At 62.9% G+C, this 12,877-nt stretch carries 16 protein-coding genes; 12 read left to right on the top strand and 4 right to left on the bottom strand.

Annotated features, from left to right (window positions below; all coding sequences use genetic code 11):
- The 12 genes from OB03_RS03340 to OB03_RS03285 all read left to right on the top strand — a co-directional run.
- Window positions 1-1,098: methyl-accepting chemotaxis protein (locus OB03_RS03340; RefSeq protein ID WP_461343224.1), on the top strand; the 1,098-nt coding region annotated here is incomplete at its 5' end.
- Window positions 1,098-1,391, top strand: a complete 294-nt coding sequence (locus OB03_RS03335; RefSeq protein ID WP_242915069.1) for an STAS domain-containing protein — start codon at window positions 1,098-1,100, stop codon at window positions 1,389-1,391. The genes OB03_RS03340 and OB03_RS03335, both read left to right, overlap by 1 nt.
- Complete coding sequence (locus OB03_RS03330; protein ID WP_242915071.1) at window positions 1,391-1,756, top strand: response regulator; 366 nt, start codon at window positions 1,391-1,393, stop codon at window positions 1,754-1,756. Before OB03_RS03335 ends, OB03_RS03330 begins: the two co-directional genes overlap by 1 nt.
- A gap of 29 nt (window positions 1,757-1,785) precedes the next feature.
- Window positions 1,786-4,110, top strand: coding sequence for a chemotaxis protein CheA (locus OB03_RS03325; RefSeq protein WP_461343223.1), 2,325 nt, complete (start codon window positions 1,786-1,788; stop codon window positions 4,108-4,110).
- Between the two features lie 3 nt (window positions 4,111-4,113).
- A complete protein-coding gene (locus OB03_RS03320; protein WP_242915075.1) occupies window positions 4,114-4,587 on the top strand; it encodes a chemotaxis protein CheW in 474 nt (157 codons plus the stop codon).
- Window positions 4,584-5,447, top strand: a complete 864-nt coding sequence (locus OB03_RS03315) for a CheR family methyltransferase (protein WP_242915077.1) — start codon at window positions 4,584-4,586, stop codon at window positions 5,445-5,447. Before OB03_RS03320 ends, OB03_RS03315 begins: the two co-directional genes overlap by 4 nt.
- The gene (locus tag OB03_RS03310) at window positions 5,444-6,478 is read left to right on the top strand and encodes a protein-glutamate methylesterase/protein-glutamine glutaminase (RefSeq protein WP_461343222.1); all 1,035 of its coding nucleotides are present in this window, start codon (window positions 5,444-5,446) and stop codon (window positions 6,476-6,478) included. Before OB03_RS03315 ends, OB03_RS03310 begins: the two co-directional genes overlap by 4 nt.
- A gap of 14 nt (window positions 6,479-6,492) precedes the next feature.
- On the top strand, window positions 6,493-6,882 hold the full coding sequence (locus tag OB03_RS03305; protein WP_242915080.1) for a response regulator: 390 nt from the start codon (window positions 6,493-6,495) through the stop codon (window positions 6,880-6,882).
- Window positions 6,879-7,424 (top strand): chemotaxis protein CheD, encoded by a 546-nt coding sequence (locus OB03_RS03300; protein ID WP_242915082.1) that lies wholly within the window; start codon window positions 6,879-6,881, stop codon window positions 7,422-7,424. The genes OB03_RS03305 and OB03_RS03300 overlap by 4 nt, the downstream gene beginning before the upstream one ends.
- A gap of 1 nt (window position 7,425) precedes the next feature.
- Window positions 7,426-7,785, top strand: a complete 360-nt coding sequence (locus OB03_RS03295; protein ID WP_242915083.1) for a hypothetical protein — start codon at window positions 7,426-7,428, stop codon at window positions 7,783-7,785.
- Window positions 7,785-8,375 (top strand): response regulator, encoded by a 591-nt coding sequence (locus OB03_RS03290; protein ID WP_461343221.1) that lies wholly within the window; start codon window positions 7,785-7,787, stop codon window positions 8,373-8,375. Before OB03_RS03295 ends, OB03_RS03290 begins: the two co-directional genes overlap by 1 nt.
- Complete coding sequence (locus tag OB03_RS03285) at window positions 8,372-8,875, top strand: chemotaxis protein CheE (protein ID WP_461343220.1); 504 nt, start codon at window positions 8,372-8,374, stop codon at window positions 8,873-8,875. Before OB03_RS03290 ends, OB03_RS03285 begins: the two co-directional genes overlap by 4 nt.
- Here the strand turns inward: OB03_RS03285 and OB03_RS03280 are convergent.
- The 4 genes from OB03_RS03280 to OB03_RS03265 all read right to left on the bottom strand — a co-directional run bounded on the left by OB03_RS03280 (window position 8,872) and on the right by OB03_RS03265 (window position 12,836).
- Complete coding sequence (locus OB03_RS03280) at window positions 8,872-10,323, bottom strand: hypothetical protein (RefSeq protein ID WP_461343219.1); 1,452 nt, start codon at window positions 10,321-10,323, stop codon at window positions 8,872-8,874. The two genes, OB03_RS03285 and OB03_RS03280, sit on opposite strands and share 4 nt — an antisense overlap.
- Complete coding sequence (locus OB03_RS03275) at window positions 10,320-11,909, bottom strand: hypothetical protein (protein ID WP_461343218.1); 1,590 nt, start codon at window positions 11,907-11,909, stop codon at window positions 10,320-10,322. The genes OB03_RS03280 and OB03_RS03275 overlap by 4 nt, the downstream gene beginning before the upstream one ends.
- Before the next feature lie 79 nt (window positions 11,910-11,988).
- The gene (locus OB03_RS03270; protein ID WP_242915091.1) at window positions 11,989-12,369 is read right to left on the bottom strand and encodes a hypothetical protein; all 381 of its coding nucleotides are present in this window, start codon (window positions 12,367-12,369) and stop codon (window positions 11,989-11,991) included.
- Window positions 12,370-12,491: 122 nt separating this feature from the next.
- A complete protein-coding gene (locus OB03_RS03265) occupies window positions 12,492-12,836 on the bottom strand; it encodes a DUF1491 family protein (protein WP_242915093.1) in 345 nt (114 codons plus the stop codon).
- Window positions 12,837-12,877: the final 41 nt, after the last annotated feature.

Raw genomic sequence — 12,877 nt, 5'->3', positions numbered from 1 at the left:
GAAATCAGCGCCGCCTCCAACGACCTGTCGCACCGTACCGAACAACAGGCCGCGACGCTGGAAGAGACCGCCGCCGCTCTGGACCAGATCACGGTCACCGTCAGCCGTACCGCCGACGGTGCCAAGGAAGCTGCCAGTGTGGTGCTGGGTGCCCGCAGCGATGCCGAACACAGCGGCGTGGTCATGAACAATGCCGTTCAGGCCATGACGGCGATCGAGTCTTCGTCCAACCAGATCAGTGCCATCATCGGCGTGATCGATGAAATCGCCTTCCAGACCAACCTTCTGGCGCTGAATGCCGGCGTGGAAGCTGCCCGCGCGGGTGATGCCGGCCGCGGGTTCGCCGTGGTCGCCTCGGAAGTTCGCGCGCTCGCACAACGCTCGGCCGCTGCGGCCAAGGAGATCAAAACCCTGATCTCGGCTTCGGGCCAGCAGGTCAGCAAGGGCGTGGATCTGGTCGGTCAAACCGGCGACGCACTGGGTCGTATCGTCCAGCGCGTGGCCCAGATCGACGCTCTCGTGAACGAAATCGCCGCTTCCGCACAGGAACAATCGACCGGTCTGGCTCAGGTCAACACCGCTGTGAACCAGATGGATCAGGTCACCCAGCAAAACGCAGCCATGGTCGAGGAATCGACTGCCGCCTGCCACGCGCTGGCCACCGAAGCCGAAGAACTGGCCAAGTCGGTTTCGCGCTTCGTCGTGTCCCAGAAACTGGCGACGCGTGCCAAGGCACCGGCTCAAGCCCATGTGGTTCAGCCGGCCGTGCGTCCTGCGGCCCCTGTAGCACCGCGTCCGGCTCCGGCCGCTGCCAAAGCCAATATCGCGCCACTCGCCCCTGCGGCCGCGGTCCGTCCCGCTCCGAAGCCGGCCCCCCAAACGGCCCCGCAACCGGCACCGGTTGCCGCCAAGCCCGCCGCCCCTGCACCGGCACCTGTTGCCAAGCCTGCACGCCCCCTGCGTGCAGCCAACGAGCCAGCCGCAGAGGCAAAGCCTACCCGCACCGTCGCTGAAACCGTTGCTGCCCTGCGCACAACGGGCATCGGTGGTGCCGCCTTGAAATCACAGCCGACCGATGACGGCTGGGAGGAATTCTAATGAGCCCGACCCCCGGCGATAGCGCAATCGTTAGCCTGCCCGCAGTCATAGACCTGCGGACAGTTGAGCAACTGAAGGCCGATCTGATGGCGCAACGGGGCCATCCCGTTGCGCTTGACGCCTCGTCGGTCGAGCGCGTCGGCGGCTTGGGAGTGCAACTGCTGCTGTCGGCCATCAAAACCTGGCAAGCTGACGGCAAGTCTTTGACCTTCATCAATGTTTCCAACGCCATGAACGAGCAATGGCTCAGCTTTGGCTCTTCCCCCCTCGAGCTAGCGCAGGACGCCGCCTAATGACTAAAACCGTTCTGACCGTGGATGACTCGCGCACCATGCGCGACATGCTGCTGTTGGCTTTGCAGGACGCAGGCTATCGCGTGGTTCAAGCCGTGGACGGCGTCCATGGTCTTGAGGTCCTGCATCAGGAACGCCCGGACATCGTCATCACGGACATCAACATGCCCCGTATGGACGGCTTCGGCTTCATCGAAGGCATGCGATCCAACCCCGACTACAGCTGCGTGCCGGTTCTGGTGCTGACCACCGAAAGCGATGCGGCGAAGAAACAGCGCGCGCGCGACGCCGGCGCGACCGGCTGGATCGTCAAGCCCTTCGACCCCGTACGTCTGGTGGACGCCGTCCGCCGCGTTGCCGCTTAACCGAGCAGATCCAAAGGCACCCCCCAGTCATGAGTGACGATCCGTTCGAAGCCATCAAAGTTACCTTCTTCCAGGAATGCGAAGAACTGCTTGGCGACCTTGAAACCAACCTGCTGGCGTTGGAATCGGGTGACACCGACATTGAGACGATCAACGCCTGCTTCCGTGCCGTTCACTCGGTAAAGGGCGGAGCAGGGGCCTTCGGTCTGGAAGACCTCGTGCGTTTTGCGCACGTATTCGAGACCTTGATGGACGAACTGCGCTCCGGTCGTAAGCCGGTTGACGACATCACCGTGCGCACCTTGCTGCGCGCCTCGGACGTACTGAACGATCACGTCAGCGCCGCGCGCGGTGCAGGACCGGCTGTCGACGCAGAGCGTTCGCAGGCCCTGATCGCCGAACTGGAAACCCTGACCCACGGCGCGCCGGTATCGGCAGCACCGGGCGCAGATACGGCTTCGGCAGGCGAGGATGACTTCGGCTTTACCCCGCTGACACTGGCTCTGGACGATCTAGGCGGGGGCGAGCTGCCGCCTCTGGATCTGCCGCCGCTGGCTTTCACTGCACCTTATGCGCCGGCCAAGCAGGAGCAGACGGGCTGGAAGATCGTATTCCGGCCGCACCCGCGTCTTTACGCCAATGCCAATGAGACCGGTCTGCTGATCCGCGAACTGGGCCGTCTTGGTCCCGTGACGGTCGAGATGGACGACAGCGGCGTGCCTCTACTGGATGCGCTGGAGCCGAACGACTCGCATCTGGTGTGGACCATGACGCTGGATGCCGCCGTGCCCGAGATCGACGTGCGCGACGTCTTCGATTTCGTCGAGACCGATTGCGACCTCAACATCACCCCGATCATGTCGGGCGCGGCAGAAGTCCTTCCGGATCTCGGCCTGCCTGATATTGGTCTGCCCGAACTTGGCGTGTCGGACCTTGCTGATCCGCTGGAGCTGCCTGCTGCCGATGCTTCGGCGGGCGAGGTCGACATCGCCGCTCTGGTGGCGCTGGCTCAGGCCGATACGGCTGCCCGCCTGAACGGTGAGGCCCCTCCGCTCGAGGTCGTCAGCCCCGCCCCCCAGCCCCAGGCCGCGCCGGTAGCCGCCCGCACGCCTCCGGCAGCGGCCGCTAGTCAGGGCGCGGCAACGCAGGCTCCTGTGACCATCCGCGTCGATCTGGAGCGTGTTGACCGCCTCATCAATGCTGTCGGCGAACTGGTGATCCAGCAGGCCATGCTGGCGCAGCGCGTCTATGAAAGCGGTTTGGCGCGCTCCTCCGATATCTCGCTTGGCCTCGAAGACCTCGAGCTGCTGACGCGCGAGATTCAGGACAGCGTGATGGCTATCCGTGCCCAGCCGGTGAAGTCGGTGTTCCAGCGCATGCCGCGTCTGGTCCGCGAAGTCGCCGACATGACGGGCAAGCGCGTCAAGCTGATCACCGCCGGTGAGGATACCGAGGTCGACAAGACCGTGGTGGAACGTCTGGCCGAGCCGATCACCCACATGCTGCGCAATGCCATCGACCACGGTCTTGAAACGCCGCAAGAGCGCGAAGCGGCTGGCAAGCCCGCCGAGGGCACGGTCAAACTGGCCGCGCTGCACCGTTCGGGCCGCATCGTCATTGAAATCTCCGACGACGGTAAAGGTATCAACCGCCAGCGCGTCCGCGCCATCGCCGAAGAGCGTGGCCTGATCACGCCGGAACAGGTGCTGACCGACGATGAGGTCGATAACCTGATTTTCCTGCCGGGCTTCTCGACGGCCAAGGAGATCACGGACGTCTCGGGGCGAGGCGTGGGCATGGATGTGGTTCGCCGCTCCATCCAGTCGCTGGGCGGTCGCATCTCGATCTCGTCCAATCCGGGCAAGGGGTCGACCTTCTCCATGTCCTTGCCGCTGACGCTGGCCGTTCTGGACGGCATGGTGGTCGGTGCCGCAGACCAGACGCTGGTCGCGCCGCTGGCGGCCATTGTCGAAAGCCTGACGCCCAAGCCCGAGGATATCCACTTGGTCGGCGGTGTCGATCCGGTGCTGATGTTCCGCGACGAGTTCGTGCCCCTGATCGACGTGGCCCGTTCCATGGGCTTCCGCGATGTGCCGACCGAACTGCGCGGCGGCGTGGTCATGATTGTCGAGACCGAAGCGGGCCAGCGTGCGGGCCTTCTGGTCGATGCCATCCATGGCCAACGTCAGGTCGTTATCAAGTCACTTGAGACCAACTATCGCCACGTCGAAGGCGTGGCGGCTGCAACCATTCTGGGCGACGGCCGCGTAGCCCTGATCCTTGATATCGACGCTCTGGTGACGACCGGCCGTCGACGTAACTCCACCCGATCCGATCTCAAAATGGCGAGCTAACCCATGACCCAAGTCACCCCTAACGTCGCCGGTACCGATCGCGAGCTGATTGCCTTCCGCATCGGCGAGCAAGAGTTTTGCGTCGACATCATGAGCGTCCGCGAAATCCGCGGCTGGACTCCGGCTACGCCGCTGCCACGCTCGCCTGCCTATATGAAGGGCGTCATCAATCTGCGAGGCACCGTGCTCCCAATCATCGATCTCGGTGCCCGCTTTGGCCTGCAAACGGGTGAGCCGACCGAACGTCACGTCATCATGGTGGCCCACGTCGGCTCGCGCCTCGTTGGCCTGCTGGTCGATGCCGTATCGGACATCGTCCAGCTGACCGACGCCTCGATCCAACCCACGCCGGATGTCGCTTCGGAAAGCGTGAAGGCCTTCGTGAAGGGCATCTTCGCCGTCGAAGGTGGCCGTATGATCAGCCTGATCGACCTCGAGCACGTCCTGCCGGCAGAGGCCGAGGCCGAAGCCGCATGACCATGACCGCCGGACGGGAGACGCTGGTTGAGGGGGAGTTCCCCTTCACCCAGAAGGACTTCCGTCACATTGCCAGCGCTCTTCATGCGCACGCCGGTATTGCCCTGCACGAGGGCAAGGCGGCGCTCGTCTATTCGCGTCTGGCCAAGCGTTTGCGTTTGCTGGGTCTGCGCAACTTCGGGGAATATGTGGCTCTGGTTGAGTCCGCCGAAGGGGCCGAGGAACGTCAGGCGATGACGGCGGCGCTCACGACCAACGTCACCCGTTTCTATCGCGAACCGCACCACTTCGATCACCTGCGTGATGTCGTGATGCCGGAACTGGCCGCACGCGCCCGCGCCGGTGGCCGTGTGCGCTTGTGGTCGGCGGCTTGCTCCAACGGTCAGGAGCCCTATTCCATGGCCCTGACGGTGCTGGAAAAGCTGCCGGAAGCGCTGGATCTGGATGTACGTATCCTTGCCACCGACATCGACCCGAACATGGTCGGGGACGGTCGCGCCGGTATCTATTCTGACGAACTCCTGACGCCGGTTCCGGCATCGGGACGCCGCCACTTCCATCCGCTGGCGGACCGCCCCGGCTATTCGCAAGCCGACGATACTCTGCGCCGGTTGGTGGTGTTCAAGGAGCTGAACCTCATCGGCAACTGGCCGATGAAGGGCACCTTCGACGTGATCTTCTGCCGTAATGTGGTGATCTATTTCGACGACGCGACGCAGGAAATGATCTGGAGCCGTTTCGCTCCGATTCTGAAACCAGGCGGCGCGCTCTACATCGGCCACTCCGAACGCGTTTCGGGTCCGGCAGCACCGCTGTTCCAGACCTGTGGCCTGACGACCTATCTTCGGGGGGCAGCATGAGCCGCGTCCGGGTTCTCGTCGTAGACGATAGCGCAACCATGCGCAGCCTGATTTCGGCTGTCCTGCGCCGCGATCCGGAGATCGATGTCGTAGGCACGGCCGAAGACCCGCTGGATGCGCGCAGCAAGATCAAGGAACTGAACCCCGACGTCATTACGCTGGACGTCGAAATGCCCAATATGAACGGGCTGGAGTTCCTCGAGAAAATCATGCGGTTGCGACCGATGCCGGTCGTCATGGTCTCGACCCTGACGCAGGCAGGTACGGATGTGACGCTGGCAGCGCTGGAGATCGGTGCGGTCGATGCTGTGGCCAAGCCCGCCGTCGGCATGCCCGCCAGCGAAGCCTTCGCCGATCTGGCCGATAAGGTGAAGTCGGCGGCGCGTGCCCGCGTTCGCCCGCTGGAGCCGCGCGCTGTCCATGCCCATCAGGGCGGCTATCAGGTCGATCCCAACCATATTCTGGCCATTGGTTCTTCGACCGGTGGGGTCGAGGCGCTCCTGACCATCATCTCGGCCTTCCCCGAGAACTGTCCCGCGACCGTTATCACCCAGCATATGCCCGCCACCTTCACCCGCAGCTTCTCGGCGCGGCTGGACAAGATGTCGGCGGCCAATGTCTCCGAGGCGGTGGATGGTGCCATCCTCAAACCGGGCCACGTCTATGTGGCACCCGGTGGTGCCTATCACCTGACGGTCACCGCCGGACGCTGCCGCCTGATCGAGTCCGATCCGGTAAACGGTCACCGCCCGTCGGTGGATGTACTGTTTGAATCGGTCGCTCGCCTGAGCCGTCCAATGACGGGTGTCATCCTGACCGGAATGGGTCGCGATGGTGCACGCGGGCTACTGTCGATGCGAAACGCCGGCGCGCGCACTTTTGGTCAGGACGAAGCATCTTGCATCGTCTATGGCATGCCCAAAGCAGCGTTTGATCTGGGTGGAGTCGAGCGCCAGCTACCGCTCAATCGCATGGCCCCCGCTATTCTTGAATCCTGCGCCGCCCACGGCGCTAAAATGACTGTCGCGTAAGGACTATTCCCCCCATGCCCGCAGCTTCTGCTATCCGCACTCTCATCGTCGACGACCAGCTGACGATGCGCGCCCTGATCCGCACCAGCCTGCAACAAATCGGCGTGCGCGAAATCGAGGAAGCCCCCGATGGCGAGGCCGCTCTGCGCTCGATCATCACCAAACCGGTCCATCTGGTGATCTCGGACTTCAACATGCCCAACCTTGACGGTCTGGGGCTGCTGCGCGGCATCCGCGCCCACCCGCCGATCGCCAAGACCGCTTTCATCATGCTGACGGGCCGTGCCGACCGCGAACTGGTCCAGCGCGCGGTTCAGTACGGCGTGAACAACTATCTGGTTAAACCCTTCACCACCCAACAGCTCAAAGAAAAGCTGGAAGCGGTGTTCGGTCCTCTTCAGTGACAGCAAGCCCTGACAATTCGGCGAATGAAAAGCGCGTTCACGTCGGGCAGGGCGATCACTTTGTGACGTCCGACCCGAACGTTGTGCTGACCACCGTGCTGGGTAGCTGCGTCGCGCTGTGCCTGCACGATCCGGTCGCCGGTGTCGGAGGGATGAACCACTTCCTGCTGCCCGAGGGCAATCAGGACGGCACCGGAGCCAGCCGCCGCTATGGTGCCTATGCGATGGAAGTGCTGATCAACGATGTCCTCAAGGCCGGTGGCCGTCGCGACCGTCTGGAGGCCAAGCTTTTTGGCGGTGGCCGTATGTTCGACAGCCTCAGCGACGTCGGTGCCGCCAATGCGGCCTTTGCCGAGCGCTTTCTGATCGACGAAGGAATTCCGGTTGTCGGCGGCAGTTTGGGTGGCTTTGGTGGCCGCAGGCTGCATTATTGGCCGGTCAGTGGACGCGCGCGCCAGCGGGCGGTGATGGACGTGGCGGCCGTGCCGCCGCCCAAGGTCACCCAGCCGCCGGTCGTCGCAGGCGATTTGGAGTTGTTTTGATATGGCGCACGATACTCGCGGACTTCTTCTGGCTGTCTCGGCAGAGCTCTCGGACATTGCCTCGGGCGTCCAGACCGCAGGCGACCTGATGGGCGAAGTCATGTCCCATCTGCCGCCGCAGCAACGCCTGTCCTATATGGCGCGCGTCCAGGCCTTCGATGTGCTGGTACAGCGTCTTGAGGCACTGTCGGGTCTGTCCTCGGCGCTGGGTCGCGATCAGGAAATGGACACGGCCCTGGCAGCCCTGCCTCTGGCGGAAATGGCCGAACGCCTGCAGGAAGCCGCCCATCGCGGAAAAACACCAACGAGCGCACCGGCTCCGGACACACCGGACGCGGGCGTGCTGCAGCTGTTTGATTGATGAATAAAGACGATCGGGTCAATTTAGAGCACTCGTCGGTCCTGCTGATCGACGACAACCAGCAGGCGCTGGATATGCTCGGCTCGGTGGTTCAGGGCTTTGGCGTACGCGAGCAGATCAAGCTGACGTCGGCGACGGCAGCCGTGAAACTGCTTCAGGAGCGTTCGGTCGATTTGATCATCATCGACTGCGCCGACCCGGAGATGGACTCCTACGCCTTTACGCGCTGGCTGCGTCGCGAGACCCCTGCACCCATGAAATATACGCCGGTGATCATGGTCACCGGTCACGCCTCGCAGTCCAAGGTCCGCGAGGGCCGCGACTGCGGCGTCAGCTTTGTGGTCGTCAAACCCATTACACCCAATGTGCTGTTAAAGCGTGTGGTGTGGCTGGCCATGGACGGCCGCGAGTTTATCGAGTGCCCGACCTATGTCGGACCGGACCGCCGCGTCCGTAACTTCGGCCCGCCCATGGGCGAGAAGGGCCGCCGTGCCGGCGACCTCTCGGCCCACATCGGCATCGCTAAAGAAGCCAACATGGAACAGGCCGACATCGACGCCCTGCTCAAACCGCAGAAGGTCCAGCTATGACCAAGCCCGTAACCACAACCATTTCGGCGGGTTCGGCCGTGGGCAAAGGCGAAGGCGCTACAGCCGTCAAAGTCGTCTCCAGCCTCTCCAAAAAGATGGCAGAGCCGGGCGGTCTGACCGTGGCCGATATCGAGCGCCGCTCCAAGGAACGACTGCTGAGCCATAAGGTCGATGCCATGCGCTCGGTCGAGGCGGCGGTTGCCGAACTGGAACAGCGCGTCGGGGTGGGGGCGGATCATCCCGACGAAGCCTTCTACCTGACGGCCAGCAAGATGCTGGACGTGGCGGGCTTCTTCGATACCGGCCCGCTGTACGATGCGGGCTATAGCCTGTGCGAACTGCTGGACGTGATGCAGACCTCGGGCCAGTGGAACGGCGACTCGGTCCGTGTTCACGTTCGCGCCCTGCGCATGATCCTGAACGCCGGATGCGAGACAACGCCGCAAAGCGCATCGCTGCTTTCGGGCCTGAAAGCCCTATTGGACCACGCCCGCGCCTAATCGGCCGTCCTAGCGGCCCTGATGCGGCGCAGCAGCTCCTCGGCCTGCGCATCGGACCTGTGCGGGTCGTTGATGAGCGGGATCAGATACTGCTCAGCCTCGCTCAGACGATTCAACTTTATCAGCGCCTCAGCGAGATTGATCCCTGTGTAGGGATGCTGGGGCGCAATCTCATAGGCCATTTGCAGCGTCGCTAGATCGTTCTGGTTTGGATAGGACGGCGAGAATCGTCGGTTGCGACCCAGATTGACCAACACGAACGGATTTGCGGGATCGGCGGCATAGGCAGCGGCAAACCGGCGCTGGGCCTTAGCCCGCAGGTCCGCGATGTCTTCGTCAGCCCTCGCTGCATAGGCCCGATGCATGTAGATGCGGCCCAGCCAGATCAAAGCATCGACATTGGCCGGTTCCCGAGCCAGCACGGCTTCGAAATGGCTTTCAGCCTGACCAAAGTTCTCCGCCAGACGAAACTCTGCATAGCCAAGGACAAGCTGGGCAAACGGATCATTGCCAAATGGCGCGGCAAGATTGCGGATCCGGTTCAGTTTGCGCGCGCGGTCGGCGGACCGGACATTCGTGCGCAGACTAAGGTATTCGACCATCAGTGCGTCAGTACTGGCGGGCAGGCGTTGGGCGGCGTTGAACTCGGTTTCGAGCGTCAGTGTGGCCGTACGGAAGCCGAGCGCGGACTCCGAATAATGGCCCAGAGTGGTGCGCAGCTCGCCGAGGCTGAGGCCCGTCGCCTGTTCCATGGCCTCCACCGAAGGTGTGCCCGCAGCCACCAAAGTCAGATAGGTGTCCAGCTTGGCGCGCCCTTCATTGTCCTTGAGGAACCAGTGCGTCAGCAGCCAGGCCAGCGGGTAATAGGTGCTCGGGACAGTTCCGTTTTCATGAACCGGACGTTCGGTCAGGAGCCGTTCCAGCGGTATCCACCCGCTCCCCAGCCCGTTAGCGGTCCACCACGGGGGCTTGCCGATATTGACCTGGTTGCCGATGAACTCGACGGTCGAGAAATATTGGGCAAATCCTTCGTGGAACCACGCGGGAAACGCACCCCGGTGCTCGCTGGCGAGGAAGTGGTGGGCGTATTCGTGTTTGATTACCGGCAGTTCGCCGCGGCGCGGGGCGGTGGCGAAGATGTCGTCAGTCGATCGCACATAAAAGCCGCCTACGCGAGCATCCCGGCCATAGACATCCTGCAGGTCTTTGACCGACAGCATATAGATCGGCAGCTTGCGGGCCGCTGTGCCCTCGCTGGGCAGACCGAAGTAGCGACGTAGCACCAGATCGAAGCGTTCGAGTTCGCGAATGGCCGCGCGGGTGTTCCGCTCGCTGTCATCGCCGATCACGACAAAGCGTGATCCTTCGATCCGGTGCCACTCGGCCAGCGCTGGAGTGGCGACGCTCAGCAGAAGGGCCGTGGTGGCGGCAAAGCGCAGACTTCTCAAGTTCCGTCGCCTTCGCCTGAGTTGCCGTCGGTGCCTTCGTCTTCGCCTTCCTCGGCAGCCTTGCGGCGCAGAGCTTCCTCTGCTGCGGCCTCGTCGGCCTCGGTGCGGCCCTGTGCGCGCAACAGCAGTTCTTTGGCCGCAGGGCTCTCGCCGTGGGGATTGTTGACCAGCGGAGAGATGACGTTGATCGCTTCTTCATTGCGCCCGCGCGAGAGCAGGGCTGCGGCATAGTTATAGCGGTTCGATCCCAGTTGAGGTGCCAGTGTGTAGGCAATGTCGAGGATCTGCATGTCGTTGTCCGTCGGGTAGCTGGGCTCGCCCCGACGGTTTTCCGCCATCAAAAGCATGGTGATGTAGTTGGCATCATCCAGTTGGTAGGCCCGACCCAGCAGGGTCTGAGCCTCGCGGCGCAGACGCTGTGACCCGTCGTGGTCGTCTTCCTCCGCGGCCTTGTCGGCCAGATCGAGCTTGGCCCGCGCCAGATATTGCATAGCCTCGACGTGGTTTGCGTCAATGGTCAGCAAATGCTCCAGCAGACTCGCCGCCTTGGCCGGATCGCGGCCGTTGTGCAGTTCGGCGTGGGCGTGGATCAGCAGTGCCAGCGGCTCGTTAGGATAGCGGGCGGCGCGTTGGCGGATGGTGTTCAGGGTCTCGGCGCGCTTTTCTTCGCTGGTGGCGACCTTGAGCTGCTGTCCCAACAGCAGCAGGTCGTCAGCCGCCGGTGGCAGGCCTTGGACGGAAATCTCGATCTCGGGGAACTGGGTGCGAACGCCCATATAGGGGACGCGCCCGTTCATATACCGCCGCAGGGTACGCCGCAGCTCGACGGGGGACAGTCCGGTTGCGCGTTCCATGGCGGTCACCGGATCAGCGCCCGAACCGACGTCGCTCAAATAGGTATGCAACTGGGCCCGACGCGTCTCGTCGCCCATGAACCAGTGGGTCAGGAGCCATGCCAGCGGATAGTAGCTGTCCCTGTTTCGAGCGGTCTGGCGCGGCCGGTTGGCCAGAAGCTCGCTCATGGACATCCAGTTCAGATAGCTGAGCGCCATGGCGCGGTTTGGATTGGGAACACCGACCTGGGTCTCGTTCCGCTTGAACAGGGTGGGCGCGTAGTATTCGGCGAACCCTTCAACGAACCACCCCGGATATGGAAAGGAGAAATCCGACATCATGAAGTGGTGGGCGTATTCGTGCTTCAGGGTGTGGTTGTCGGTGCCGCGCGTTGCTACGGCAAAGATGTCTTCGTCCGTCGGCAGGTAGAAGCCCGCGACGTTTTCATTGCCGTCGGGCATGATCGTCCGCAGGCCCGAGCCGGACACCAGATAGATGGGCAGTTTGCGATAGGGCACGCCATCAATGTCCGAGCCCATGAACATGCGCATGATGCGGTCGAACTTTTCCAGTTCTTCCAGCATTTCGCGGGCTTCGGTATCCCGTCCGGAACTGTAGATGATGAAGCGGGGGCTTTCGTACCGCTTCCAGTCGGCAAGGGCTGGCGACGCCACCGTAGTCATCAGTGTGGCAAGAGCTGCACCCTTGAGCAATTTGCCAAGCTTACGCGAAAACGTTTTTTGAACAGCCATGTAGAACGAGCCCTTAAGTCTAAGGAAATCGTTCGCATGTCACTGTAATGTTAGCAAGCGTAGCCTAATCTACGTGTATTCAGGCCGCGACTAATCCCCAGATATCGCGCTCGGTGGTGGCAGCTAGCGCCTCGCCCTGCTGGGCGCGGCGGTGCAACTGCTCCATCGTGGGCAGAGGCAGGATGCAGAAATGCGGCTCTACCAGTTCGGGTGCACAGCCTTGCTCGGGCGCGGTGAACAGGGCGGCGTTCAAACCTTCGGACTTGCGCGACAGCAACCACGCCAGACGACTGGCCCGTTCGGGATGGGTGCGTTGCAGTTCAGGCTGTTCGGCAAAGAGTTCGCACGCCAGTTCCACAATGGAATCAAGGCCCAGCGGCGTGAAGCGTCGCTCGTCCTTCAGCGGAGCGGGCGACGGTGGCTCGAGTTGGAACACAACATCATTAAGCAGGAACAGCATGGCGTTTTGCCTCCGGTCGCCCTTTCAGAGCTTGAGCGTTCTTACCGCTCCCGACTTGCCCGAGGGTTCACGAAAGCGGTGAATGCGGCGTTCACCAAATCCGGACCTGTTCGGCGCGATGTTTAGTCCGCGCTGGTTTCGCCCTCGACCTTTTCCTGCAGGAAATGCCGCCCGTGGCGGTCTTCGATTTCAACAACCCATAAGTCGGGGTCATAGCCGCGCCGCCGCTCCAGATAGGCGTCAAGATCGGCTTCGCTCTCGCTGACAACAGGCTGGATCCACAGGGGCTGCCCCTGCATATCGACGGACTGGCTGAACAGGCGGGCGGTGCGGGTGGAGGTGTTATAGGCCTTCACCACCACGTCGCCTGCGCGGGCGTCGCCCTTGCGCACTACGGTGGCGAAGGCTCCTTCCAACTCGGCCCGTCGGATAAGGCCAGAGACCCAGACATCTGTTGAAAGAAGCAATTGCTAACCTTGATTGCAAACCTCCGGTCAAGCCGGATGGG

Source organism: Brevundimonas sp. GN22 (assembly GCF_054824005.1).
The sequence above is the reverse complement of the archived record's forward strand: the minus strand, read 5'-3'. Positions and strand labels throughout refer to the sequence as shown.